The 26,728-nt window shown below is 67.5% G+C and carries 20 protein-coding genes and 1 pseudogene; 14 read left to right on the top strand and 7 right to left on the bottom strand.

Annotated elements, in window-relative coordinates:
- Positions 1–13: 13 nt before the first annotated feature.
- The 7 genes and pseudogenes from ftsA to ligA all read left to right on the top strand — a co-directional run.
- A complete protein-coding gene (ftsA, locus tag DEF76_RS03375; protein ID WP_114911110.1) occupies positions 14–1,333 on the top strand; it encodes a cell division protein FtsA in 1,320 nt (439 codons plus the stop codon).
- Between the two features lie 60 nt (positions 1,334–1,393).
- A complete protein-coding gene (gene ftsZ / locus DEF76_RS03380) occupies positions 1,394–3,100 on the top strand; it encodes a cell division protein FtsZ (protein ID WP_114911111.1) in 1,707 nt (568 codons plus the stop codon).
- Positions 3,101–3,289: 189 nt separating this feature from the next.
- Complete coding sequence (lpxC, locus tag DEF76_RS03385; RefSeq protein WP_240319095.1) at positions 3,290–4,351, top strand: UDP-3-O-acyl-N-acetylglucosamine deacetylase; 1,062 nt, start codon at positions 3,290–3,292, stop codon at positions 4,349–4,351.
- A 131-nt stretch (positions 4,352–4,482) separates the two neighbouring features.
- The gene (locus DEF76_RS03390; protein WP_114911112.1) at positions 4,483–5,232 is read left to right on the top strand and encodes a sulfite exporter TauE/SafE family protein; all 750 of its coding nucleotides are present in this window, start codon (positions 4,483–4,485) and stop codon (positions 5,230–5,232) included.
- A gap of 51 nt (positions 5,233–5,283) precedes the next feature.
- The gene (locus DEF76_RS03395; RefSeq protein WP_114911113.1) at positions 5,284–6,147 is read left to right on the top strand and encodes an outer membrane protein assembly factor BamD; all 864 of its coding nucleotides are present in this window, start codon (positions 5,284–5,286) and stop codon (positions 6,145–6,147) included.
- 24 nt (positions 6,148–6,171) lie between these two features.
- Positions 6,172–7,887 carry a DNA repair protein RecN gene (recN, locus tag DEF76_RS03400; protein WP_114911114.1) on the top strand — a complete coding sequence of 572 codons (1,716 nt, stop codon included), beginning with the start codon at positions 6,172–6,174 and terminating at the stop codon, positions 7,885–7,887.
- Positions 7,884–9,956, top strand: a pseudogene (gene ligA / locus DEF76_RS03405) (NAD-dependent DNA ligase LigA); the annotation flags it as partial. The gene recN and the pseudogene ligA, both read left to right, overlap by 4 nt.
- Before the next feature lie 128 nt (positions 9,957–10,084).
- On the opposite strand, the gene hpnH reads toward ligA, so the two are convergent.
- Positions 10,085–11,224 (bottom strand): adenosyl-hopene transferase HpnH, encoded by a 1,140-nt coding sequence (gene hpnH / locus DEF76_RS03410; RefSeq protein ID WP_114911116.1) that lies wholly within the window; start codon positions 11,222–11,224, stop codon positions 10,085–10,087.
- Positions 11,225–11,236: 12 nt separating this feature from the next.
- Positions 11,237–12,190, bottom strand: a complete 954-nt coding sequence (gene ispH / locus DEF76_RS03415; RefSeq protein WP_114911117.1) for a 4-hydroxy-3-methylbut-2-enyl diphosphate reductase — start codon at positions 12,188–12,190, stop codon at positions 11,237–11,239.
- A gap of 414 nt (positions 12,191–12,604) precedes the next feature.
- Here ispH and dxs point away from each other — a divergent pair, with 414 nt between their 5' ends.
- The 7 genes from dxs to DEF76_RS03450 all read left to right on the top strand — a co-directional run bounded on the left by dxs (position 12,605) and on the right by DEF76_RS03450 (position 20,992).
- Entirely contained in the window at positions 12,605–14,527 is a 1,923-nt protein-coding gene (dxs, locus tag DEF76_RS03420) for a 1-deoxy-D-xylulose-5-phosphate synthase (RefSeq protein WP_114911118.1), read from the top strand.
- Positions 14,528–14,537: 10 nt separating this feature from the next.
- Complete coding sequence (locus tag DEF76_RS03425; protein ID WP_162800463.1) at positions 14,538–15,188, top strand: ABC transporter substrate-binding protein; 651 nt, start codon at positions 14,538–14,540, stop codon at positions 15,186–15,188.
- A gap of 11 nt (positions 15,189–15,199) precedes the next feature.
- Positions 15,200–16,417, top strand: a complete 1,218-nt coding sequence (gene hpnI, locus DEF76_RS03430) for a bacteriohopanetetrol glucosamine biosynthesis glycosyltransferase HpnI (protein ID WP_114911120.1) — start codon at positions 15,200–15,202, stop codon at positions 16,415–16,417.
- A 17-nt stretch (positions 16,418–16,434) separates the two neighbouring features.
- On the top strand, positions 16,435–17,868 hold the full coding sequence (gene hpnJ / locus DEF76_RS03435) for a hopanoid biosynthesis associated radical SAM protein HpnJ (protein WP_114911121.1): 1,434 nt from the start codon (positions 16,435–16,437) through the stop codon (positions 17,866–17,868).
- A 102-nt stretch (positions 17,869–17,970) separates the two neighbouring features.
- Positions 17,971–18,789 carry an SDH family Clp fold serine proteinase gene (locus DEF76_RS03440; protein ID WP_114911122.1) on the top strand — a complete coding sequence of 273 codons (819 nt, stop codon included), beginning with the start codon at positions 17,971–17,973 and terminating at the stop codon, positions 18,787–18,789.
- Positions 18,790–18,823: 34 nt separating this feature from the next.
- The gene (locus tag DEF76_RS03445; RefSeq protein ID WP_114911123.1) at positions 18,824–20,395 is read left to right on the top strand and encodes a class I adenylate-forming enzyme family protein; all 1,572 of its coding nucleotides are present in this window, start codon (positions 18,824–18,826) and stop codon (positions 20,393–20,395) included.
- Positions 20,396–20,449: 54 nt separating this feature from the next.
- A complete protein-coding gene (locus tag DEF76_RS03450; protein WP_114911124.1) occupies positions 20,450–20,992 on the top strand; it encodes a YbhB/YbcL family Raf kinase inhibitor-like protein in 543 nt (180 codons plus the stop codon).
- Between the two features lie 84 nt (positions 20,993–21,076).
- Here the strand turns inward: DEF76_RS03450 and DEF76_RS03455 are convergent, their stop codons facing one another.
- The 5 genes from DEF76_RS03455 to phaZ form a co-directional block, all read right to left on the bottom strand.
- Entirely contained in the window at positions 21,077–21,745 is a 669-nt protein-coding gene (locus DEF76_RS03455) for a CarD family transcriptional regulator (protein ID WP_240319096.1), read from the bottom strand.
- Positions 21,746–22,075: 330 nt separating this feature from the next.
- Positions 22,076–22,408, bottom strand: a complete 333-nt coding sequence (fdxA, locus tag DEF76_RS03460; RefSeq protein WP_114913635.1) for a ferredoxin FdxA — start codon at positions 22,406–22,408, stop codon at positions 22,076–22,078.
- Between the two features lie 48 nt (positions 22,409–22,456).
- Entirely contained in the window at positions 22,457–22,786 is a 330-nt protein-coding gene (locus DEF76_RS03465) for a S4 domain-containing protein (protein WP_114911126.1), read from the bottom strand.
- The gene (locus DEF76_RS03470; protein WP_114911127.1) at positions 22,779–25,277 is read right to left on the bottom strand and encodes a helicase-related protein; all 2,499 of its coding nucleotides are present in this window, start codon (positions 25,275–25,277) and stop codon (positions 22,779–22,781) included. The genes DEF76_RS03465 and DEF76_RS03470 overlap by 8 nt, the downstream gene beginning before the upstream one ends.
- A gap of 54 nt (positions 25,278–25,331) precedes the next feature.
- The gene (gene phaZ / locus DEF76_RS03475) at positions 25,332–26,666 is read right to left on the bottom strand and encodes a polyhydroxyalkanoate depolymerase (protein WP_240319097.1); all 1,335 of its coding nucleotides are present in this window, start codon (positions 26,664–26,666) and stop codon (positions 25,332–25,334) included.
- Positions 26,667–26,728: the final 62 nt, after the last annotated feature.

Raw genomic sequence — 26,728 nt, forward strand, 5'->3', positions numbered from 1 at the left:
GGGGGGAGAAAGGATGAACGAGATTTCCGGGCGTTTCCTTGGCTCCGGCCGGCCACCGACGCCGCCCACGCTCACCCCGGAGCCGCCGCCGCGGGCGCGGCCGTTCCGCGCCGGGCCCTTCGGCGTCCTCGATATCGGCTCGACCAAGATCGTCTGCCTGATCGGCCGGGTGGAGAGCGATGGCACGCTCCGCGTGCTTGGCGCGGCCCACCTCCAGGCGCGCGGGGTGAGGAATGGCGGGATCGTCGATCTCGACGCGACCGAGCGGGCGATCCGCAAATGCGTCGCCGAAGCCGAGGACATGGCGGACACCCATCTTCGCGACGTCACCGTCAATCTCTCGTGCGGCGCGCCGGAGAGCCGGCTTTTCAACGTGCAATGGCCGATCGGCGGCCGGGCGGTGACCGCCGCCGATATCCGCCGCATCGTCGCCGAGGGGCGCGCCCGCGCGGCGTCGGAGGGGCGCGAAACCATCCACGCTTTGCCGCTCGCCTTCGCCGCCGATGAAACCGGCGGCATCAACGATCCCCGCGGCATGCATTGCGAGACGTTGGGGGCGCGCCTGCATGTGATCGACGCGACGGTGACGGCGCTCCGCAATCTCACCGCGTGTCTCGCCCGCGTCGATCTCGCCATCGCCGAGCTGGTTGCGGCGCCGCTCGCGGCCGGGCTTGCGACGCTGGTCGCCGATGAGCGCGAACTCGGCGCGACCCTGATCGACATGGGCGGCGGCACCACCGGGCTTGCCGTGTTCGTCGAAAACCAGGTGCTGCACACGGCGCTGCTGCCGATCGGCGGGATGCATGTGACGAACGACATCGCCCGCCTGCTCTCGACCCCGATCAGCCACGCCGAGCGGCTCAAGACGCTTTACGGCAATGTCGAGGCGAGCCCGGACGATGAGCGCGAATTCCTGCCGGTGCCGTTGGTCGGCGAGGATGAGCGCCATATCGTCAAGGTGCCGCGCAGCATGGTGATTTCGATCATCCGCCCGCGCCTTGAGGAGACTTTCGAACTCGTCAAGGAACGCCTCGACGGCGCCGGGCTCGCCCGCGATGCCGGCCATCGCGTGGTGCTGACCGGCGGCGCTTGCCAGCTTCCCGGCGCGCGCGAGATGGCGGCGCGGATTCTCGGCCGCCAGGTGCGGCTCGGCCGGCCGCTCAAGCTGCGCGGCCTGCCCGACCTGATGAGCGGCCCCAGCATCGCCACCGCCGCCGGCCTGCTCGCCTTCGCGGGCGGGCTCGGGCGGGGGCTTCCGGATCTCGATCTCGATGCCGGCCGGCCGGCCGGCCTGTTCCGCCGCCTGGTCGATTTTCTTCGCGAGCGCGTCTGATGTCAGGCGCGCTTTTCACCCACCGTTCCTGCATCCAGCCTTGAAGGGGGAGATGTCCCAATGACCCTGAACCTTACCGTTCCGCAGCATCTGCACACCGACTTTACCCCCCGGATCACCGTCATCGGGGTCGGCGGCGGTGGCACCAACGCGGTCGACAACATGATTTCGCTCAACCTCCAGGGGGTCGATTTCGTGGTCGCCAACACCGACGCGCAGCAGCTTTTGCATTCGCGCGCCGACCGCCGGGTGCAGCTCGGCCCGCACATCACCCAGGGGCTCGGCGCCGGCGCCAAGCCCGAGATCGGCCGCGCCGCGGCGGAAGAGGCGGCGGAAGAGCTCTATCGCCATCTCGACGGCGCGCACATGGTGTTCATCACCGCCGGCATGGGCGGCGGCACCGGCACGGGTGCGGCGCCGGTGATCGCGCGCATGGCGCGTGAGCGCAACATCCTCACCGTCGGCGTGGTGACCAAGCCGTTTTCCTTCGAGGGGCCGCGCCGGGCACGCGCCGCCGAACTCGGGATCGAGGAATTGCAGGAATATGTCGATACCCTGATCGTCATTCCCAATCAGAATCTGTTCCGTCTCGCCAATGAGCGCACCAGCTTCCGCGAAGCCTTCAAAATGGCCGATCATGTGCTCTACATGGGGGTGCGCGGGGTCACCGATCTGATGGTGGTCCCTGGCCTCGTCAATCTCGATTTCGCCGATATCCGGACGGTGATGGCCGAGATGGGCAAGGCGATGATGGGCACCGGCGAGGCGGACGGCGAAAACCGCGCCGTGCGCGCCGCCGAAGCGGCGATCAACAACCCGCTGCTCGAGGATACCAGCATGGCCGGGGCGCGCGGCCTGTTGATCAACATCACCGGCGGCGACGATATGACGCTGTTTGAGGTCGATCACGCCGCCAACCGCATCCGCGAAGAGGTGGACGAGGATGCGAACATCATCTTCGGCTCGGCGGTGGACGAGTCGCTGAACGGGCGCATCCGCGTCTCGGTGGTCGCGACCGGGATCGACACGCCGCGCGAGGCGGCTTCGGAGCGGCCGCGGCTGGTCGCGCTCGGCGGTGGTTATAACCCGACCGAGGCGGCTTCTGGCGCCGCTCTCGATGCCGCGCCGCCGCGTGGGGGCGCCGCGCAGACGGCTGCGGCCCAAACTCCCGTGACGCAGACTCCTATGGCTCAGACTCCTATGACCCAGACTGGCGCGCCAGCGCACGCGGGCGCGGTGACACGGGTCATGCCGCTCTACCCGCGCGCCTCTCAGGACGAGGCGGCGCCGCGCCCGCCCTTCGCCGCCCATCCCGAGGATGTCGGGCATGGGCAGGAGGCGCCACGTTTCGAGCCGGTGCCGCAGGCGATGCCGGCGCGCGCGCCGGAGGCACGTCCGGCCGAGGCGACGGCGCCCGAGGCCCGTGATGCCGCGGCCCGAGACGCATCGCGCGGCGAACCGCGCCTCACCACGGCTGCGGCCGAGGGGCGCGGCCTATTCGCCACAGCAGCGCGCCGGCCCCCGGCCGCGCCGGCGCCGCAAGCCGCCCCGGCGCCCCGCCCGAGCCTTTTCGGCACCGTCACCGGCCTGTTGCGGGGCAATTTTTCCTCCGCCCGCGCCGCCGAAGCCGGCCCTGAGAGCGGCGCCCGGCGCGAGCGTTATGCCGAGGAGGCGCCCAGAGAGACGCCACGGCCGAGCGTGCGCCCGGCCGCGGAGGAGGATGTCGGCCTCGAGATCCCGACCTTCCTGCGCCGGCAGACCTCGTGAATTGTGCCGATTCGGTGGCAAAAATACTGCAAGAATAGGGCGTTATCGCGAAACAATCAGAAATAATGATTGACTGGCGCCATCCCCTGAAGCGACTTAGCTTGAGGGGGTGGAACGAGCGTTGGGCGTTCCGTGCCGGCGGCTTGGCCGGGGGTGCCGCTCCTGTTGGCGGCGCGTGAACGAGATTGAATGGGAATGATGGATTTATTGACCGACATCCGGCCGTCTTCCGCTCTGGCGCCCCATGCTGTTGCGCCCCACGCCGTTGCGCAAAACCCGTTGCCGCGCGGCCGTGCTGCGGGTGCCGGTGGCCGGCGTTCCGTGTCCCGGCCGGCGGTGTTGGCGCGGCAGCGGACGCTCAAGGAAGCGATCGGCTGTGTCGGTGTCGGGCTGCATGGCGGGCGCGAGGTGTCGCTCACCCTTCATCCGGCGGCGCCGGGAACCGGCATCCGCTTTCGCCGGGGCGATCTCGGGGTTGAGATTCCGGCGCGTTTCGATGCGGTCGCCGATACGCGTCTTTGCACCGAACTCGCCGCCGCCGATCGGCCGGAGGTGACCATCGGCACCATTGAGCATGTCATGGCGGCGCTCGCCGGCTGCGGCATCGACAATGTGGTGGTTGAGGTCGATGGGCCGGAAGTTCCGATTCTCGATGGCTCCGCCGCGCCTTTCGTCTTTCTCATCGATTGCGCCGGCGTGGTGACGCAGGAAGCGCCGCGGCGGGTCATTGAAATCCTCCGCCCGGTCGAGGTCCGTGCCGGCGATGCCTTTGCGAGGCTTCTTCCCCGTGATCCCGATGGGGCCGAGGCGGCGGGCGAGCTTGATATGGCGTTCTCGATTGCGTTCGACGCGCCGGCGATCGGGCGCCAGTCGCTCAGTTTGCGCCTGACCGACGACAGTTTCCGCCAGGAATTGGCGCATGCCCGCACCTTCACCCTCGCCGCCGAGATCGAGGGGCTGCGGGCCAGCGGCCGGGCGCGCGGCGGCAGCCTCGAGAACGCGGTGGTGGTCGATGGCGCGCAGGTCTTGAACCCCGGGGGCTTGCGCGCGCCGGATGAATTCGTCCGCCACAAACTGTTGGACGCGGTCGGCGATCTCGCGCTGGCGGGGGCGGTGCTGCGCGGGCGGTTCGTTGCGCATTGTTCCGGCCATGCCCTCAATAACCGCCTGCTTCGCGCCCTGTTTGCCGCCGAAGGCGCCTGGCGCGAGGTCGCACCCGCGGCATCGGCGCGCCTTTCCGCCGCCGCCTGAGGCCGCTCTTCTCCAGACAAAAGTTTTTTGGTTCTTTTTTTCAAAAAAGAACCCCTTTCTACCCTCTTTTCTTCCCCACCAGCTTGAGTAGCCCGCCCCCGCCATGACAAAAGGGCGGGGGAGGGGCGTGCATGTCGCCGGGATGGCTATTGCTGATGCTGCTCCTCGTCGGGTTTGCCGCCGGGGTGCAGAATGCGTTGGCGGGGGGCGGGTCGTTTCTCACGTTTCCGGCGCTTCTGCTCGCCGGGATCGATGCGCGGGCAGCCAACATCACCTCGACCGTCGCACTTTTCCCCGGCCAGGTGACGACCGGGCTTGCCGGGCGGCGTGATGTCGCCGGCGGCGCCGGGCTTTCATTCGCGGCGCTGGTCGGGATCAGCCTCGCCGGCGGGGTGGTCGGCGCGCTCTTGCTGCTTGCGACGCCGCCGCGGTTTTTCGCGCGCCTGGTGCCGTTTCTCGTCCTGTTCGCGACCGCGGTCTTCGCCTGGGGGAGTTTTCGCCGCCGCGCGCCGGAAAGCATTCGCATCGGCCGCCTCGGCGCCGCTGCCGCGCAGTTCGTGATCGCGATTTATGGCGGCTATTTCGGCGGCGGCATCGGGTTTCTCATGCTCGCCGTGCTGACCTTCGCCGGGCTTGGCCTGCGCCAGGCGGGGGCGACGAAAAACGCGCTGGCGGCGGCGATGAACGCGGCTGCCGTCGTGGTTTTCGCCGGCGGCGGTGAGGTCCATTGGCTGGCGGCGTTTAGCCTCGGCGCCGGGGCGATCGCCGGCGGTCAGGTCGGGGCGTGGCTGTTGCGCCGGGTCGATGACCGCAAGCTCCGGATCGGCGTGGTTGCGATCGGCCTCGCGCTGACCGTCGGGCTTTTCCTGCGCCAGCCGTGATCTCGTGAAAAAGCATGACGGAGGGGGCGGATTCGGCTATAGGGCGCCTTGATGACACCGTGCGACCGTCGCGACCGAACCGCAGCCTTTCGCCGCCCGCCACGCCGCGCGGCGTGGCTGCTCATTGCCGCCTTGCTCGCTGCCTGTTCGTCCTCGAGCAATGACGAAAATATCGCCAAGATCCCGGTCGAGCAGCTCTATAACCAAGGGCTCGATGCGCTGAATGCCGGCCGCTACAAGCTCGCGACCAAGCGTTTCGATCAGCTCCAATCGAATTATCCCTATTCCGCTTGGGCGGCGAGCGCGCAGCTGATGGACGCCTATGCGCAATATGCGAGCGGCAAGTTCAGCGATTCCGCGGCGACGCTCGACCGCTTCATCCAGCTCCATCCGACCAGCAAGGACATCGCTTACGCCTATTATCTCCGCGCCCTCGATTTTTATGAACAGATCGTCGATGTCCAGCGTGACCAGAAGAACACCCAGCTCGCGCTCGCCGCGCTCAAGGAAGTGGTCAACCGCTTCCCCGACAGCGCCTATGCCCGCGATGCGCGCTTCAAGATCGATCTCTGCCTCGATCACCTCGCCGGGCAGGAGATGTCGATCGGGCGTTGGTACGAAAGCCAGCACCTCTACGCCGCCGCCATCAACCGCTATCAGCGGGTGGTGCAAGACTACCAGATGACCAACATGGCGCCGGAAGCGCTTTATCGGCTGACCGAAATCTACATGCTGATCGGCATGCCCGATCAGGCGAAAAAGACCGCGAGCGTCTTGCAGCATAATTATCCGAACAGCGAATGGTATCGCGATAGCTGGAATCTGCTCGTCGATGATCATCAGGTGTCTGGCAAGCCGGTCGGGGAGGCGGATAATGCCGGTTTCTTCTCCCGCGCCTTTGGCTGGATCTTCTGAGCGCGCGCCGTCGTCCCGCCCCGCATGCTGAGCGCTCTTTCGATCCGCGACGTGGTGCTGATCGAGCGGCTCGACCTCGATTTCGACGCCGGCCTCACTGTGCTGACCGGCGAGACCGGCGCCGGCAAGTCGATCCTGCTCGATAGTCTCGGCCTCGCCCTCGGGGTCCGTGCCGAGGGCGCGATGGTCCGCACCGGCGCCGAGCAGGCGAGCGTCGTCGCCCTGTTCACGCCGCCGCCCGCGCATCCGGCGTGGGCTTTTCTCGCCGAGCAAGGGATCGCGAGCGGCGCCGAAATCATGCTCCGCCGCGTCATCTCGCGCGAGGGCCGCTCGCGCGCCTTCATCGACGATCAGCCGGTCGCGGTCGGCGTCTTGCGCGGCCTCGGCGCGCTGCTGGTCGAGGTGCAGGGCCAGCATGAGCAGATGGCGCTCGCCGATCCCGCCGCCCACGCCGCCCTGCTCGATGAGTTTGGCGGCGCGCATGATCTTGCCGCGGCGGTCGCGGCCGGCTGGCGGCGCTGGCGGGCGGCTTTGGCGGCGCTCGAAGAGGTGAAAGCGGCGCAAGCGGCGGCGGCGCGGGATGCGGACTGGCTCGCCCATGCCGAGGCGGAACTCTCGGCGCTTGCGCCGGCGCCGGATGAGGAGACGCATCTCGCCGGCGCGCGCCAGCGTTTGCAGCAAAAAACCCGCGAGGCCGAGGCCCTGGCGCAAGCGCTCGCCGAACTCGTGCCGCGCGATCGCCGGCAAGGCGGGCCGGCGGCGAGCTTGCGCGCCTGCGCCCGCTTGATCGAGCGCGCGACACCGCGCCGCGCGCCGGAGGAGACGCCCGATGCCGCCGAGGCCGCGGTCGCTGGCCTGCGGGCCGAGCTGCTCGCTGCGATCGGCCGCGCCGAGGATGCGCTGGCGGAGGCGGAGCGGCTTTTGGAAACGGCGCTGACGACGCTCGCGATCGATCCGCAGCACTTGGAAACCGCCGAGGAGCGGCTGTTCGCGCTGCGTGCCGCGGCGCGCAAATATCAGGTGCCGGTCGCCGAACTCCCCGCGTTGCTCGAGGATCTCCGCCGCCGCCGCGCCATGCTCGACGAGGGTGCGGCGCGTCTCGAGGCGCGGGCGGCCGAGGCCGCCTCGGCGCGGGCCGCCTATCTCGAGGCGGCGGCGCGGCTGGCGGCGCGCCGGGCGGAGGCGGCGGGGCGGCTGGAGCGGGCGATCATGCGCGAACTCGCGCCGCTCAAATTCGCCGCCGCCCGCGTCAAGGTCGAGATCACCCCGCTCGACGAGGCGGCGTTCGGCGCCTCTGGCACGGAGACGGTGCGGTTCCTGATCGCAACCAACCCCGGCGAGGCGCCGGGGCCGCTCGGCCGCATCGCCTCGGGCGGCGAATTGTCGCGGCTGATGCTGGCTTTGAAAGTGGTGCTGGCGCGGTTTTCGCCGGCGCAGACGCTGATTTTCGACGAGGTCGATGCCGGGATCGGCGGCGCGACGGCGGCCGCCGTCGGCGAGCGCCTGGCCCGCGTCGCGGATGGGCGGCAAGTCCTGGTGGTCACGCACAGCCCGCAGGTCGCAGCGCGCGGGACGCGGCATTTGCGGGTGGCGAAGACACTGAAGGGCGGCCGCGCGAGCACGATGATCGAGCCGCTCACCGGCCGCGCCCGGCGCGAGGAGATCGCCCGCATGCTGGCCGGTGAAACCATCACCGAGGCCGCCCGCGCCGCCGCCGACGACCTCCTGGGCGCGGCATGAAAGCGCGCCCGCCGGTCGAGACGCTGTCACGCACAGAAGCCGCGGCGGAACTCGCCGATCTCGCGGCCGAGATCGCGCGGCTCGATGCCGCCTATTACCGCGACGATGCGCCCGAGGTGACGGACGCCGAGTACGACGCGCTGCGCGCGCGCAACGCCGCGCTCGAGGCGCGCTTTCCCGATCTCATTCGCGCCGATAGCCCCGCCCGCCGGCTCGGCGCGGCGCCGGCCGCGGGATTCGCCAAGCGCCGGCATCTGCAGCCGATGCTCTCGCTCGGCAATGTTTTCTCAGACGCCGAGTTCGCCGAATTCTGCGCCCGCGTGCGCCGCTTTCTCGGCCTTGCCGAAGATGCCGCACTCATTTTCGTCGGCGAGCCGAAGATCGATGGGCTCTCGATTTCGCTGACCTACGAGCATGGCAGGCTGGTCCACGGCGCGACCCGCGGCGATGGTATCGTGGGTGAGGACGTCACCGCCAATCTCCAAACGCTCGCCAGCATTCCGCCGCGATTGGCGGGGGCGGCGCCGGCGCTGATCGAGATTCGCGGCGAGGTGTTCATGACCAAGGCGGATTTTCTCGCGCTGAATGCCGAGCAAGCGCGCGAGGGGCGCAAACCCTTCGCCAATCCGCGCAACGCGGCGGCGGGATCGCTCCGCCAGCTCGACGCGCGCATCACCGCCGGGCGCAAACTCTCTTTTTTCGCCTACGCGATGGGCGAGGCCAGCGAGAGCGTCGCCGAAACCCATAGCGGCTATCTCGATCGGCTGCGCGCCTTTGGGTTTGCCGTCAATCCGCTCTCGCGCGTGCTCGCGGGCGAGGCGCAGGTGTGCGCGTTTCAAGCCGAGATGGCGGCGCTCCGCGCCGGGCTCGATTACGACATCGATGGCGTGGTCTATAAGATCGACGATCTTGCTTGGCAGCGCCGGCTGGGCTTTGCCGGGCGCGATCCGCGCTGGGCGATCGCTTGGAAATTCCCTGCCGAGCGCGCCGAAACCCGGCTTGAGGAGATTCGCATCCAGGTCGGGCGCACCGGCGCGCTGACGCCGGTCGCGCAGCTGCAGCCGGTCAATGTCGGGGGCGTTCTCGTCACCCGCGCGAGCCTGCACAACGAGGACGAGATCGCGCGCAAGGATATCCGCATCGGTGATACCGTGGTGATCGAGCGGGCCGGCGACGTCATCCCGCAGATCATCGCCGTGGTGCTCGCAAAGCGCCCGCCGGCGGCAGCGCCATTCGAGTTCCCGACGCATTGCCCGGCCTGCGGCAGTCTTGCCGTGCGGGTCGCGGATGAGGTGGTGCGGCGTTGCACCGGCGGGCTGGTCTGCCCGGCGCAAGCGGTCGAGCGGCTGGTGCATTTTTGCGCCCGCGGCGCCTTCGATATCGAGGGGATGGGGGAAAAAACCGTCGCCGAATTCTACGCGGACGGGCTGATCCGGGGGCCGGCCGATATTTTCCGCCTGGCGGCGCACGAGGCCGAGATCGCGGCGCGGGAGGGCTGGGGCGAGGTTTCGGCGCGGAAATTGATCGCGGCGATCGCGGCGCGGCGGCGCATTCCGCTGGAGCGCTTCATTTTCGCGCTCGGTATTCGTCGCGTCGGTGAGACCACGGCAAAGCTCCTCGCCCGCCATTACGGCAGTTTCGCGCACTGGCGGGCGGAAATGCAGGCCGCGCAAATGGTGGGCTCGGAGGCCCGCTCGGCGCTCGGTAATATTCTCGGCATCGGCCCGGCGATCGCCGAGGAGCTGGTCGATTTCTTCGCGGAAGCGCGCAACCGCGCGGTGCTCGATGATCTCGCATCCCTCCTCGAGATCGAGGACGTCGACGCCCCTGGCGCGGCGTCCTCGCCGATTGCCGGCAAGGTGATGGTCTTCACCGGCACCCTCACCACGATGAGCCGCGCCGAGGCCAAGGCGCGCGCCGAAGCCCTGGGCGCGCGGGTGACGGACAGTGTTTCGCGCCGCACCGATTATGTCGTGCTCGGCGCCGAAGCGGGCTCGAAAGCCCGCCGCGCCGCCGAACTCGGCGTTGCGACCCTGAGCGAAGAGGAATGGCGCCGGCTCGCCGGGCTCGAGGCGGTCGACGCCCCGCGCGACGCCCTCGACAATGCGGGAAGCGACCATGAGCCGGCCCCTATCGCGAGGACCCACGACCGCAAAAACGCGTGACCCGGCGGAACCCTCGCGGGTAAGGCGATGGCCTACTCGGCGGCGTCGAGCAGGCTCTCCTTGCCGCTATGGATCGCCTCCATCGCCTTCTCGACATGGTTGCTGAAGACATATTGCGCCGGGCGCTGGCGATCGAGCGGAATTTCCGGCGCCATGGGCCCCTCGGTGCGCGGCCCGCGCAGCGCGACGGCGGCGACCTTCAGGGGATGGCGCACGGCATCCATCACCGCGGTCGCCTCATAGCCGGAATGGACCATGCAGTCGGCGCATTTTTCGTATTGGCCGGTGCCGTAGCTGTCCCAATCCGTCGTCTCCATCAATTCCTTGAAGCTTTTGGCATAGCCCTCGCCGAGCAGGTAGCACGGCCGCTGCCAGCCGAAGACGTTGCGCGTCGGCTTGCCCCACGGCGTGCAGCGGTAAGTCTGATTGCCGGCCAGGAAATCAAGGAACAGCGAGGATTGATTGAACTTCCATTTCTTGCCCTTGCCGCGCGCGAAAATGCCGCGAAACAGCTCTTTCGCTTTCTGGCGATTGAGGAAATGTTGCTGGTCCGGGGCGCGCTCATAGGCATAGCCTGGGGAAATCATCACGCCATCGACGCCAACCTTGGTCACGTCGTCGAGAAAGGCCGCGACCCGGGCGGGATCGGCGCCGTCAAACAGCGTCGTATTGATGCAGACCCGAAAGCCGCGCGCCTTGGCGGCGCGGATGGCCGCGACGGCGCGCTCGAAAACGCCCTCCTGGCTCACCGCGTGATCATGCATCGCGCGGTCGCCATCGAGATGCACATCCCAGGCGAAATTACGATGCGGCTTGAAGAGATCGAGCTTTTTCTCGAGCAGCAGGGCGTTGGTGCAGAGATAGACGAACTTGCCGCGCGCCAACATGCCGTCCACGATCTCGGGCATTTCCTTGTGCAGCAAAGGCTCGCCGCCGGCGATCGCAACCACCGGGGCGCCGCATTCATCGGCCGCCGCGAGACAGTCAGCGACCGAGAGCCGCTGATTGAGGATCGGCGCCGGATAATCGATCTTGCCACAGCCCGAGCAGGCGAGATTGCAGCGAAACAACGGCTCCAGCATCAGAACCAGCGGATAGCGCTTGCGCCCGGCGAGGTGTTGTTTGACGACATAAGCGCCGACACGGATCATCTGGTTCAAGGGGACGGGCATGGTGTCGGCCTTTCAGAAAGAGGAGGCTTCGGCGGGCTCGCTGTCGGCGAGCTCGGGCGGGAAACGAAAGCGCACGTTTTCCGCAACCCCTTCGAGCGTGGTGACTTCGATGGCGCCGAAGCGGCGCAACCCTTCGATCACTTCCTGGACCAGGGTTTCCGGGGCGGAGGCGCCAGCGGTAAGCCCGACCGAGCCGATGCCGGCGAACCAGTCCGGGCGCAAGGCGCTGGCATCGTCGATCAGATAGCTCGGCTTGCCGAGTTCGGCGCCGATTTCGCGCAGACGATTGGAGTTGGAGCTATTCTGGCTGCCGACGACGAGGATGACATCGACCGCCTTGGCGAGTTCGTGAACGGCGGTCTGGCGATTCTGCGTCGCATAGCAGATATCGCGCACGTCCGGGCCCTTGATCGCCGGGAATCGCTCGGTGAGGGCGGCGATGATCTGGCGGGTATCATCCACCGAGAGGGTGGTCTGCGTAATATAGGCGAGTTTCTCGGGGTCGGCGACGGTGAGGGCGGCGACATCGGCAACGGTCTGCACGAGATGGACCTTGCCGGGGATCTGGCCGATCGTCCCTTCCACCTCGGCATGGCCGGCATGCCCGATGAGCACGATCTCGCGCCCGGCGGCGGCATAGCGGCGCCCCTCATTATGCACTTTGGCGACGAGCGGGCAGGTCGCGTCGATCACCGCGAGGCCGCGGCGGGAGGCGGTCTCCTCGACCACGCGGGCAACGCCATGGGCGCTGAAAATGGTGGTCGCGCCGGTCGGGATCTCGTCGAGTTCATCGACGAAAATGGCGCCGCGGGTGCGCAGATCCTCGACCACATGGCGGTTATGGACGATTTCGTGGCGGACATAGATCGGTGGGCCATATTTCACGAGCGCTCGCTCGACGATCTCGATGGCCCGCTCGACGCCGGCACAGAAGCCGCGAGGCTGGGCCAGGACGACACGTAACATTCGCTCGCTCCCGCAAAAATCCATACCCGATGAAAAACAAGACATTGGCCGGCGCGACGAAACCATCAGGCTCCCTCGTGCCTCACGAATTCCACGATCAAGAGGGGTATATGGTATCGCGGCGTCACTCGGCAATGCCTATCAACCACCGGCACAGAGCCCGCGCGGCGATCATTCACCTCCGGGTTTCATGTCTGGGCTTGACTTGCGGCGCGCAAAAGAAAATCTCTAGGCTGGAGTGATGTTGAGGTCCCCCCGCCCGAGTCCCGCGGCGCCATCCGTGCGCGGCGGGCGGTGAGGGGACGGAGCAAGCCTTATGATCTGGACGAAGGCGGCGGCCGCGCCGGCCGTGCCGGTTCCGTGTGGCGTGACCGGTCTGGTGGCGCCGAGAGAGACGACAAAAAGAGGTGATCGATGGTTAGGCCCCGGACGCCGACTCTGGATCGCGTGGATGAGCCGCGCGATCTGCGCAATTTCTCCATCGATCAACTGCGTGATCTGGCGGGCGAACTCCGCGCCGAGCTGGTGGATGCCGTCTCGGTCACGGGCGGGCATCTCGGCGCCTCGCTCGGCGTCGTTGAGCTCACGGTCGCGCTGCACGCGGTGTTCGAGACGCCGCATGATCGGCTGATTTGGGATGTCGGGCACCAGGCCTATCCGCACAAAATTTTGACCGGCCGGCGCGGGCGCATCCGCACGCTGCGCCAGGGCGGCGGGCTTGCCGGCTTCACCCGCCGCTCAGAAAGCGTCTATGACCCGTTCGGCGCCGCCCATTCCTCGACCTCGATTTCCGCCGGCCTCGGCATGGCCGTCGCGCGCGACCTCAAGGGCGAGGACCGGCACGTCGTCTGTGTCATCGGCGATGGCGCGATGAGCGCCGGCATGGCCTATGAGGCGATGAACAATGCCGGGGCGTTGCGCTCGCGCCTCCTCGTCGTGCTCAACGACAACGACATGTCGATCGCGCCGCCGGTCGGCGCCATGAGCGCCTATCTCTCGCGCCTGATCTCCTCGCGCCGCTTCCTCTCGCTGCGGGAGCTGGCGGCGCGCATGGCGCGGCATTTCCCGCGCGGCATCGAGCGCACCGCGCGCCGCGCCGAGGAATTCGCCCGCGGCATCCTCACCGGCGGCACCTTGTTCGAGGAGATGGGCTTTTATTACGTCGGCCCGGTGGACGGGCATAATCTCGACCATCTCTTGCCGGTTCTGCGCAATCTCCGCGACGCCGAGGAGAGCGGGCCGATCCTGCTGCACGTCGTCACGCAAAAGGGCAAGGGCTATGCCCCGGCGGAAGCGGCGCCGGACAAATATCATGGCGTTGCCAAATTCAACGTCATCACCGGCGAGCAGGCGAAGGCGCCGGCGGGCCCGCCCTCCTATACCAAAGTCTTTGCCGACGCCCTGATCCAGGAGGCGGAGAAAGACCCGCGCATCGTTGCGATCACCGCGGCGATGCCGTCTGGCACCGGCCTTGACCGTTTCGCCAAACGCTTCCCCGAGCGTTGCTTCGATGTCGGCATCGCCGAGCAGCACGCGGTGACCTTCGCCGCCGGCCTCGCCGCCGAAGGCATGGCGCCGTTTTGCGCGATCTATTCGACCTTCCTGCAGCGCGCCTATGACCAGGTGGTGCATGACGTCGCCATCCAGTCTTTGCCGGTGCGCTTTGCCATCGACCGCGCCGGCCTGGTCGGCGCCGATGGCGCGACCCATGCCGGGAGCTTCGACCTCGCCTATCTCGGCTGCCTGCCGGGGATGGTGCTGATGGCGCCGGCCGACGAGGCGGAGCTGGTGCACATGGTGGCGACCGCGGCCGCGATCGGCGATCGTCCCTCCGCTTTCCGCTATCCGCGTGGCGAGGGGGTTGGCGTCGCGCTGCCCGAGACCGGGGTGCCGCTTGCGCTCGGGCGCGGGCGGGTGTTGCGCGAAGGCAGCAAGGTCGCCCTGCTCTCGCTCGGCACGCGGCTCCCCGAGGCGCTGGCGGCGGCCGAGGATCTCGCCGCGCGCGGGCTTTCGGCGACGGTTGCCGATGCCCGCTTCGCCAAGCCGATCGACGCCGAGCTGATCGAACGCTTGGCCCGCGAGCACGAGGTGATGGTGGTGATCGAGGAAGGCGCGATCGGCGGTTTCGCATCGCACGTGATGCAGCATCTGGCGCGCAAGGGCTTGCTCGATGGCGGGCTCAAATTCCGTCCGCTGACGCTGCCCGACATTTTCATTGACCATGACAGCCCGCGTGCCCAAATCGAGGTCGCTGGTCTCGATGCCGCCCATATCGTGCAGACGGTGCTGGGGGCGCTCGGGGCCGCGCGTCCAAAAATCGTTCCCGTTCGTTCATGAGATAATTCCGATGCCAAATTCTTTGCCCCGTCGGGCGCTGATCCGGGGTTTGCTGGCCGCCGCCGCGATCCCGCTCGCCGCCCGGCACTCGCTGGCGGCGGTGCCCGAAGCTGCTGGGCCCGATGCCGCGGCGCCGATCGTTGCGCTCAATGACGCTCTCAGCGCGATCATGAAAGCAGGCGCAGCAACGCCGTTTCCGGCGCGCTATCAGAGTCTCGCGCCGGTGGTTGCGCGCAGTTTCGATCTTGAAGGGATTCTCCGTCTCGTCGTCGGGCCGCGTTGGGCGGACATGCCGCGCGAGATGCAGACGGCGCTGCTTGGCGAATTTCACCGCTTCACGGTCGCGAGCTATGTCGCCAATTTCGATGACGATCATGGCACGCGGCTCGAAATTCTGCCCGCGACCCGCGCGATTGGCGGCGATGTCGTGGTCGAGACCCGGATCGTTTCCCCGAAAGCCGATCCGGTGCGGCTCGATTACGTGATGCATCAGACTGACGGCCAGTGGCAGGCGAGGGATGTGCTGCTCGACGGGACGATCAGCCGGGTTGCGGTGCAGCGCTCCGATTTCCGCCATATCCTCGAAAATGGCGGGCCGCTGGCGCTGATCGCCAGCCTCCGCAAGAAGGTTTCGGCGCTCTCTGGCGGCACGCTGAGCTAGGCGCGCCGTTCATGGATATCCCCCCGGCCGATGCGCTGCCCCTGGTCGATCTCGCCATTTTCGCGCATGGGCTGCGCGGCGTCGCCTCCGGGCTGGCGCTGGCCGCGGTCGCGCTTGCGGCGTTCGGCTTGCTGCAAGGCGTGCTGGGCCTTGCCTTCCTCGCGCGCTTCCTGCGCCGGGCGCGGCGCGAGCGCGCGTCGGCGCAAACCAGGGCCTTCCCGCCGATCACCGTGCTCAAGCCGTTGCATGGCGACGAGCCGCTGCTCGAGGAGGCGTTGGCCTCGTTTTTCGCGCAAGACTATCCCGCGTTTCAGCTCGTGTTCGGCGTGCAACGCCCGGATGACCCGGCGATCGCCGTGGTCGAGCGTTTGCGCGCGCGCTTTCCCGCCTGCGATGCGAGCCTCGTGATCGATGGCACGCAGCACGGCGCTAACCGGAAGGTCAGTAATCTCATCAATATGATGGCGAATGCCCGCCACGATGTTCTGGTGGTCGCCGATTCCGATATCCACGCCGCGCCCGACTATCTCCGGGCGGTTCAGGCGTCGCTGGCTATGCCGGGGACGGGGATGGTGACGACGCTTTACACGGGCCTTCCCGCCGATCATTCGCTTGCCGCGCGTCTCGGTGCGAGCCAGATCAACCACGCGTTCATTCCCGGCGTTTTGATCGGGCGCGCGCTTGGCCGCGAGGATGGGCTTGGCGCGACGATGGCGCTGACCCGCGCGACGCTTGAGCGCGTCGGCGGCTTTGCCTCGCTCGCCAATCACATCGCCGATGATGCCGTGCTCGCCGCCAAGGTGAGGAAGCTCGGGCACGCGGTGCGGCTTGCGCCGACGATTCCGGCGACCACCGTCGCCGAGCACCGGTTTGGCGATCTCTGCCGGCGGGAGTTGCGCTGGGCGCGGGTCAATCGTTCGCTCGCCCCGCTCGGCTATGGGGCGTCCGTGGTGCAGTATCCGCTCGCCTTCGCCCTCGTGACCCTGGCCTTGGCCCCGGGCGCGGCGGCGGCGTGGGGATGGCTTGCGTTCTGCTGGCTGTTGCGTGGCGCGACCGCGCGGGGCATTGATCGCGCGCTGAGGCTGGCGCCGCGCGCGCCGCTCGCGTTGCTGCCGCTGCGTGATCTGCTCTCGGTGGTCGCGGTGATGATGAGTTTCGCCGGCGACAAGGTTTATTGGCGAGGCCAGGTGGTGGTGGTCGAGCCGCCGCCGCTGTTGCCGAAACTGTGACGAAGGATTTCGTGTCGATGAAAAAGACCCTGTTTTTGCATCCGCCATCCTTCGATGGCTTCGATGGCGGCGCCGGCTCGCGCTATCAGGCGCGGCGCGAAATCCGCTCGTTCTGGTTCCCGACCTGGCTCGCCCAGCCGGCGGCGCTGGTCCCTGAAAGCCGGCTGATCGACGCGCCGCCGGCCGGGATCGGCCTCGATGCCGTGCTGCGCGCCGCCGGCGATTACGAGCAGGTGGTGATGCACACGTCGTCGCCGTCATTCGCCTCTGATGCCAAGGTTGCCGCGGCCCTGAAAGACGCCCATCCCCATCTCTCGATCGGCTTCGTCGGCGCCAAGGTCGCGGTGCAGCCGGAAGAGAGTTTGCGCGATGCGCTGGCGGTGGATTGGGTTGCGCGCAACGAGTTCGATTTCACCGTGAAAGAGGTCGCCGAGGGGCGCGCCTTCGATGCCATCGACGGGTTGAGCTTTCGTGATGGCGCTGGCCGCATCGTCCATAACCGTGACCGCGCCATTCTCGAAGACATGGACCGGCTGCCCTTCGTCACCGAGGTTTACAAGCGTGACTTGCGGATCGAGGATTACTTCATCGGCTATCTGAAGCATCCCTATATTTCGCTTTATACCGGGCGCGGTTGCAAATCGCGCTGCACCTTCTGCCTCTGGCCGCAGACCGTTGGCGGGCATCGCTATCGGGTGCGCAGCACCGCGCATGTGATCGAGGAAATTCGCCTCGCCAAATCCTATTTTCCGCAGGTCCGCGAGTTCTTTTTCGACGACGACACCTTCACCGACAATCTGCCGCGTGCGGAAGCGATCGCGCGCGAATTGGGCAAGCTCGGCGTCACCTGGTCGTGCAACGCCAAGGCCAATGTGCCGCGCGAGACCCTGAAAGTGCTCAAGGATAACGGGCTTCGCCTGCTGCTCGTCGGCTATGAGAGCGGCAACCAGCAGATTCTGCACAACATCAAGAAGGGCATGCGGATCGAGGTTGCCAAGCGCTTCTCGCGCGATTGCCGCGAACTCGGCATCACCATCCACGGCACGTTCATCCTGGGTCTTCCCGGGGAGACCAAGGAGACCATCGAGGAGACCGTTCGTTTCGCCCTTGAGGTCAATCCGCACACCTTGCAGGTTTCGCTCGCGGCGCCCTATCCTGGCACCGAGCTTTATGCCCAGGCCGTAGAGAATGGCTGGCTCGATACCGCCCATGCCGAGCTGGTCGACGAACATGGCATCCAGATCGCGCCGCTCCATTATCCGCATCTCTCGCACACCGAGATGTTCGACAATGTCGAGGCGTTCTATCGCCGCTTTTATTTCCGCGCCCCGAAAATCGCCGCGATCGTCGGCGAGATGCTGACCAGCCCGCAGATGATGATGCGCCGGCTGCGCGAAGGACGTGAATTCTTCCAGTTCCTACGCGAAAGGCGGGCGCAGAAAGCCGCATAGACCGCGAGGAGCGCGGGCGGTGCCAGCGAAAGAGAGCGGAGGAGAAGTCTTTTTGCTTCTTTTTCTTCAGAAAAAGAAGACTTTCCTGATATACGCCCCTTCATGACCATCGCGGATCTCTTCTGGATTTTTTTCATTGTCAGCGCGCTGCAGCCGCTGCTCCGTCAACGCCTGCTGGAACGCCTGCGCGCGCGCAAGCTTGGGCAGATCGAGCGCCGGCGCGGCTCGCGGGTGATCGCCCTCGTCCATCGCCAGGAAACCATGCGCCTGCTCGGCTTTCCGCTCATGCGCTACATCGACATCCACGATTCCGAGGAGGTTTTGCGGGCGATCCATATGACCGGCGATGAGGTGCCGCTCGACATCATCCTGCACACGCCGGGCGGGTTGGTGCTGGCGGCGGTGCAGATCGCGCGGGCGATCCGCGACCGCCGCGGGCCGGTGACCGTCTTCGTGCCCCATTATGCGATGTCCGGCGGCACGCTGATCGCGCTCGCCGCCGATGCCATCGTGATGTGTCGCCATTCGGTGCTCGGCCCGATTGATCCCCAGCTCGGCAAGTTTCCCGCAGCGTCCTTGCTCCGCGTCATCGAGCAGAAGCCGATCGCCGAGATCGACGATGAAACTCTGGTTCTCGCCGATGTCGGGCGCAAGGCGATCGCCCAGGTGAAAGCCACCGCCGAGGAGCTGCTCGCCCATCGCCTGCCGGCGGCGGACGCGAAGCGGATCGCCGAGACCCTTGCCACCGGCACTTGGACCCATGATTACCCGCTTTCCGCCGCGGAAGCGAAAGCGCTCGGTCTTCCGGTCAGCACCGATATGCCCGAGGATGTGCTGCAACTGATGGATCTCTACCCGCAGCCGATGCGCGCCCAGGGCGGCAATGTCGAGTATTTGCCGGTGCCACGACAAAAACCTTGAGCCGGCGGCGAACGTCGCAAGAGGGGAGGAAAAAATGACATTGCGGCTGGAACGTCATTATGGCGACCGTGTCATGCGCTGTTTTGACCCGCGCCCGGAAAGCCTGGCCGCGCTGCTCAGGGGCGCGGTTGCGCGCAATCCGGAGGGCGAGGCGCTGATCGATGGCCCGACCCGGCTTACCTATCGCGCGCTTGCGACGCGGGTCGGCGCGGTTGCGGCCGGGCTTGCGGCGCGCGGCGTCGGCGCCGGCGATCGGGTGGCGATGTTGCTCGGCAACCGCGCCGAGTTCGTCATTCTGCTGTTCGCGATCACCCGGCTTGGCGCCATCGCGGTGCCGCTTTCGATCCGCGAGCAGCGCCCCGGCCTTCTCTATCTGCTCGGCCATTGCGGCGCTGTGCTCTGCGTGTTCGAGGATTTTCTGGCGCCCCTCCTGCCGGCGCCGGAGGCGGTGCCGGCGCTTCGTCACCGCCTGCCGGTGAGCGCCTTCGCCGATCTCGCCGGCCCCGGCGCGATCGAGGCCGATGCGCCGGTCGGCGAAGAGGATGTCGCTTTGCTGCTTTATACCTCAGGCACCACCGGCCGGCCGAAAGGGGCGATGCTCACCCATCTCGGGCTCGTCCATTCGGTGCTGCATTGCATGATGGCGCTCGAACTCGGCGCCGGCGAGCGGGTCATGGCGGCGGTGCCGATGGCGCATGTCACCGGCATCGTGCCGGTGATCGCGACCACCATCCATGCCGCCGGCGCCCTGCTCGTGCTGCCCGAATTCAAGGCGCGTGCTTTTCTCGACCTCGCCGAGCGCGAGCGCCTGACCTACACCATCATCGTGCCGGCGATGTATGCGCTGTTGCTGCTCGAGCCCGATTTCGCCACCCGCGATCTCTCCGCCTGGCGCATCGGGGCGTTTGGTGGCGCGCCGATGCCCGAAGCGGTGATCGCGCGACTGGCGGCGACCCTGCCGCATCTTCGCCTGATCAACGGCTATGGCGCGACCGAGACCACGTCGCCGGCGACGTTTCTGCCGGCGCACGCGATCGCCGATCATGCCGCGAGCGTCGGCCTCTCCGTTCCCTGCGGCGAGATCGTGGTGATGGATGAGGCGGGGCGCGAAGTGCCGCGCGGCGAAATCGGTGAGATCTGGATCCGTGGCCCGATGGTGGTTCCGGGATATTGGCAGGACGAGGCGGCGACGGCGGAGAATTTCACCGCCGGCTTCTGGCATTCCGGCGATCTCGGGATGATCGATGCGGCGGGATACGTCTTCATCCGCGATCGTGGCAAGGACATGATCAACCGTGGCGGCCACAAGGTGTTTTCGGTCGAGGTGGAAAACGCCCTCGTCGCCCATCCGGCGGTGATCGAAGCGGCGGCGGTGGCGCGGCCCTGCCCGGTGCTCGGCGAGCGGGTCCATGCGTTCGTTCGCCTGCGCGACGATGTCGCTGCCAGCGCCGCCGATCTCATCGCCCATTGCGCCCCCTTGCTCGCCGATTACAAACGGCCCGAGAGCATCAGCTTCGTCGCCGAGCCCTTGCCGCGCAACGCCAATGGCAAGCTGCTCAAACGGGCGCTGCGCGAGGCGATTGCCAGATCACCCGCGGCTGGCTAAAGTTTTGTATCGAACAATTCCGGGAGGAAAAGAAACGTGAGCAAATTTCCCATCATGGCGGCGACCCTGGCGGCATCTCTCGGCATCGCGGCAGCGGCGCGGGCCGATGGGTTTACCCTCACGAGCCCCGATATCCCCGAAGGCGGAACGATCCAGAACGAGCAGGTGTTCAACAGCTTCGGCTGCACCGGCCAGAACATTTCGCCGCGCCTTTCCTGGTCGGGCGCGCCGGCCAACACCAAGAGCTACGCGCTCACCATTTACGACCCTGACGCGCCGACCGGCAGCGGCTTCTGGCACTGGGTGGTGTTCAACATCCCGGCCAAAACCACGCAGCTCGCCAAGAATGCCGGTGACGCGCATCACAACCGCTTGCCGCGCGGGGCCACCCAAAGCCGCACCGATTACGGCATCGCCGGCTATGGCGGCCCCTGCCCGCCGCCGGGCGACAAGCCGCATCATTACATCATCACGCTGCACGCGCTCGATGTCGATAAATTGCCGCTGAACAAGGACACGACGGCGGCGGTGGTCGGCTTCAACCTGCATTTCCACACCATCGCCTCGGCAACCCTCACCGGGCTTTACGGGCGCTGATCTCTCCTCTGAGTCCAGGGAGATGATCCCTGGACTCAGATGATCCCTGGACTCAGGGGTCGGATGCTCGCTGCGGCGAAAATATCAGCCCGGCGGTCTGGTGTCGGTAATTTCCAGAATGGCGAATAGCTTGGCCAGCGCCGTCGGCTTGTCGGTCTTGTCCAGCGCCGCGAGTTCCGCTGCCAGGCGATCGAGCGCCGCCTCGAAAATCTGTCGCTCGCTGAAGCTCTGATCCGGCTGGCCAGCATTGCGGCGCAAATCCCGCACCACTTCGGCCACCGCCAGCGGATCGCCGGAATTGATTTTCGCCTCATATTCCTGCGCCCGGCGCGACCACATCGTGCGCTTGATGCGCGCCCGCCCTTTGAGCATCGCCAAAGCTTCGTCGAACAGCTTGCGTGTCGCGAGCTTGCGCAGCCCGGCACTCCGCGCCTTCGCGACCGGCACGCGAAGCGTCATGCGGTTTTCCTCGAAGGTGATATGGATCAGCTCGAGCTTGTGCCCGGCGATCTCCTCGACCGCGATCCGCTCCACCTTGCCGACGCCATGGGTCGGGTAGACGACATGATCGCCGGGGGCGAATTTTTCCGCCTTGGCCGGCGCGCGAACCGTCGGCAGCGGCTTGCCGCCGCCATCGTGTCGCGGCGGCGGCGCTGATTTCACGGGGGTGGCCTTGGCGTCCGCCGTCTCCGCCTCATGCGCCACCGGGTCGACGCTATCGAGAGAAGCAGCCATCGCTGCAGCAGGTTTCATTCACGCAACCTCTTCATTGTGGGGACGCCCGCCCGCGACGGCCAAACCGCACCGCCGCAACCACGCCGACGCCCAATCATCGGACCACGCCATCCCACCCCCCTCTCTTTGCGACGGGGGCATAAAAACCTGGTCCCTACCGTGATACCCTTGAACGCCCGATGAACACACCCGGATCAGAGGCCCCTCGATCGGTGCATGCCAAACCGTGGCCGTGGCGTGGCAACCTCACCCCGGGAAAGCGATCACCGCGGACATTCCTGGCAACAAGGTGCCACCTTAGCACAAATCGCGCCGGCGGTCACGCCCCGCGCCGCGTGCTCGGCGAGGTCAGGGCTGGCCGGGCTCGGGGGAGAATAGCTCGGCTTTGCCGGGCTTGTCCTTCCACTCATCGGCATCCTCGGGCGGGGTGCCTTTGCGGGTGATGTTCGGCCATTGTCCGGCATAGGTGCGATTGGTCTCGAGCCACGCATTGGCGCGATCGTCGCTGTCGGGAACGATCGCCTCGGCCGGGCATTCCGGCTCGCACACCCCGCAATCGATGCATTCGTCAGGATGAATGACCAGCATATTCGCGCCGACATAAAAACAATCGACCGGGCAGACTTCCACACAGTCCATAAATTTGCAGCGAATGCAGTTTTCCGTGACCACGTAGGTCATCGCGTTCTCCTCGATCGATCGGCGGTTGCCACCCGCGCGCAAGCAGGGTCAAGGCTCGCGATATGCCGCCTTATCCCGCTCGGCGCAAGAGAGTGGCGGCGCCTCGCCGATCTCCTCATAGAGCGCCCGTGCCGGCGCCGGCCCGAGCCGCCGCTGCGCGAAGGCGACCACCCGCAACACCCGAACCTCCTGCCCGGTGGCAAAGGTCAGCACATCCCCGATGCGCAGGCGAAAATCGGGTTTTTCCACGACCCGGCGATTGACGCGGACCCATCCGTCCGCGACCAGCCGCGCGCAATCGCTGCGGCTGCGGCGCACGCGCGCGCAAAACAGCCATTTATCGAGCCGCTGCCAGGAAGGCGCGGCGGGATCAGCCATGGCGGAGCACGGCCAGCGCCGCGAACGGGCCGGCGGCGGGGCGCGGGCGCGCCGCTGGCCGCGGCGGGCGTGGCCTGCGGGCGGCGACGAGACTGGGGGCTGGCGGGCCGGCATGATCGGCCGGCAGGCTGGCCGCGGGGATGAGACGAAACCCGAGCGCGCGCACCACCGCCGGCAGCATCGCCGCCTTGACGCCGAGCCGGCCGGCAAGGCCGGCGGGCAGCGGGCACCGCCCGCGCCGGGTTGCGCGATGGAGATCGGCGATGGCGGCCTCGGCGATATCGAGCCGCAGCAAAACCGGCCCCGCCGGCAGCCAGCCGAGCGCGAGCGAAAGCGCCTCCGGCCAGGGCGCCGGGGCCGGGATCGCAATCGCCCCCGGCGGCGGCAAAGGCGGCGTCTCGATCCCGCGCGCGAGCGCCAAAAGCTGCGCCCGGAGCGCCATCGCGCGCGGCTTCAGCATGGCCGGGAGCCACACCGCGAACCGCCCGGCGCACACACCATTGCGGGCGAGCCGTGCTCGCACCGCGGCCGTGATCTCTCCCTCCGGCATGTGTTCGATCGGCACGATCCCGAGCCCCTCACCCAGGAGATGGGCGATGCCGCGGAGCATCGGCGCCTCGGCGGCGGCGGCGAGCGCGGGCAAAGGCGCGAGATCGGCGGCGATCCGCCGCTCGATATAAAGGGCGGCGCGCTCGCGCACGCGAAGGGCGAGGCCGCCCGCGACGAAATCATTCTCCACCGCCATAACACGCGGCCGGGCGAGATTGGCCCCGGCGAGCAGCCGCGCCAGCGGCGCCCCTTCCCAGGTCACGTGATGATCGGCGGTGAGGGCAAAGGCGCTGTCGGGCAATGCCGTGAGCCGGGCGACGCGCCGGCCGATCTCGGTCGCGAGCGAACGCCGCGCGGCGCGCTCGACCAGCCGCCGCTGCTCGCCGAGGGCGCGCGGGTCGGGCACGAAGCGTAGCCCCGCCATGCGCCCGACCGCATGCCCCTCGACCACCACCTCGCCAGCCGCGGTCACCGCCGAGAGCAGGGCCTCACCGCCGCCGGCATCGAGCCGGCGCAAGAGCTGCGTTGCCCGGCGGTCGACGAAGCGCGCCGTCAGCCGCTCATGCAACGCGTCCGAAAGCAGATCCTCGACCGCGCGGGCACGCGCTTGCCATTGCGCCGCATCGGCCAGCCAATCCGGGCGCGCCGCGATATAGGCCCAGATGCGGATGCCGGCGAGGCGCTGCATGAGGGTGTCGATATCCCCCTCGGGGCGGCTCAGCGCCTCGATTTGCCCGGCGATCCAAGCGGCCGGCAGGCGCTCGCCGCGCACCAGATGGGCAAATACGCGGGCCGCGAAGCGGGCATGGGTGTCATCGCCGAGCTTGCGAAAATCCGGGATCGATGCCGCCTCCCAGAGCAGGGCGACCCGCGCAGGCCGGTCGGCGAGGGCGCGCAATGCCGGGTCGCGCGCCAGGGCAGCGAGCGTCGTGACATCGCTCGCCTCATGGCCGCGGGCAAGGCCGGGCCCCGGCGGCGGTGCCTGCAAGCTCGCCAAAAGCGCCGCCGGGCTGGTGAAATCGAGCGCGGTATTGCGCCAGTAAAGCTGCGCCAGCGGCTCGAAGCGATGCCCCTCGATCGCCGTGATCAGCGCCTCGTCGAGCGGCGGGCAGCGGGCGGTGGTGCCGAACCCGCCATCGCGCAGCCCGCGCCCGGCGCGCCCGGCGATCTGCGCCAATTCCGGCGCGCTGAGGCGGCGCGGCCGGCTGCCATCGAATTTGCCGAGCCCGGCGAAAGCGACATGGTCGACATCCATGTTGAGCCCCATGCCGATCGCATCGGTTGCCACCAGGAAATCGACCTCGCGATTCTGATAGAGCGCGACCTGGGCGTTGCGGGTGCGCGGCGCCATCCGCCCCATCACCACGGCGCAGCCGCCGCGCCGGCGGCGGATCGCTTCGGCGATGGCGTAAACCTCCTCGGCGCTGAACGCGACGATGGCCGAGCGCGGCGCGAGATGGGAGAGCTTCACCGCCCCTTCATAGAGGAGACGCGAAAGACGCGGGCGGGTTTCGATCTCGGCTTCCGGCACCAGCCGGCGCACCAGCGGGCGGATGGTTTCGGCGCCGAGAAACATCGTCTCAACGAGACCACGCGCGGCGAGCAGACGCGCGGTGAAGATATGGCCGCGATCGGGATCGGCGCAGAGCTGGATCTCGTCAACCGCGAGAAATTCGACCTTCCGGTCGAGCGGCATCGCCTCCACGGTGCAGGAAAACCACCGCGCGGCGGGCGGGGCGATTTTTTCCTCGCCGGTGATCAGGGCGACGTGATTGGCCCCCTTGATCGCCACCATGCGCTCGTAATTCTCGCGCGCGAGCAGCCGGAGCGGAAAGCCGATGATGCCCGAGCCATGCGCGAGCATCCGCTCCATCGCCAAATGTGTCTTGCCCGTATTGGTCGGGCCAAGCACGCATTTCACGCGCGACGCAAAATCCGCCATCGCCCGAGTCAAAGCCACCGCGCCGCGAATTGCAAGCCCGCGCGCCTTTGCGCGCTAAGCGCAAGCCGCGATGGTCGCGCGCAGCAAGGGGTAGATTTCATTGCGCCAGCGCTTGCCGCTGAACACGCCATAATGGCCGATGCCCTGCTGCAGGTGATAGGTTTTGCGGCTGTCGGGAAGATTTTCGCAAAGCGTGAGCGCCGCCCGGGTCTGGCCGAGGCCGCAAATATCGTCGCGCTCCGCCTCGATCGCGAGAAGATGGGTGGTTTCGATCGCGGCGAGGTCGATATTATGGCCATGCCAGGTAAGAAGGCCCCGCGGCAAATGGTGTTCCTGGAACACGTTGCGCACGGTTTCGAGATAGAATTCCGCCGGCAAATCCATGATCGCGAGATATTCGCTATAGAATTCGCGATGCGCCTCGGCCTTGGCGAGATCGCCGAGGGTGACATTGCGCCATTGCCGCCAATGGGCGGTGACGTGGCGGTCGAAATTCATCGAAACGAAGGCCGAAAGCTGCACGAAGCCGGGATAGACGCGCCGCCCGGCGCCGCGATGGCGCCAGGGGACGCGGGCGATGAGGTTCTGCTCGAACCAAGCGAGCGGGCGCGAGCGCGCGAGATCGTTGACCCTTGTCGGGTTGATGCGGGTATCGATCGGCCCGGCCATCATCGTGAGCGAGCGCGGCAGCGCCGGGTGGCGCTCCTCGGCCATCACCGCGACCGCGGCGAGCGCCGGCACGGCGGGCTGACAGACCGCGACGACATGCGCGCCCGGGCCGATCGCGATCAGAAAATCGATGATGTGATCGATGAAATCGGAAAGATCGAAGCCACCGGCGGCGACCGGCACGTCACGCGCGTTGATCCAATCGGTGATGAAGACGTCATGATCGGGGAGCAGGGTCTCGACGGTGTTGCGGAGCAGGGTCGAAAAATGGCCGGACATCGGCGCGATCAGCAACACCCGCGGCTGGCTGCGGCCCATTTCCTTGCGAAAATGGAGCAGGGTCGCGAACGGCGTGCGGAGAATCTCCTCCTCGATGACGGTGACTTCCTCCCCCTCCATGATCGTCGAGACGATATCGAAATGTGGCCGGGCGTGGGTGGTCTCGCTATGGCCGAGCACGTCGAGGGCGCCGGCGAGAACGCCGAGCGGCAAGGTCGCGGGCCCGATTCCGGCGAGCGGGCGCAAAAGCGTGCTGGCGCCGCGCGAGAGCATGCGCCACGCCGCGAGGGTATCGGCGTGAAGATGGTAAAGCGGATACAAAAACGGATGAAACCCCTCCCCGAGCGGCCGCAGGACATGGGCATCGCGCACATCTTTGTCCCAGGGGACGAAATGGGCGGCCTGGGCGAAAATCTCATCCGGGGAGAAGAAGGCGAACATGGGTCGGCTTATCCTTGACATCTCGAGGACGGGAGCGGGCCGGGCGTAGCGGCGAAACTCTG

The organism is Acidibrevibacterium fodinaquatile (assembly GCF_003352165.1).
Classification (GTDB): domain Bacteria; phylum Pseudomonadota; class Alphaproteobacteria; order Acetobacterales; family Acetobacteraceae; genus Acidibrevibacterium; species Acidibrevibacterium fodinaquatile.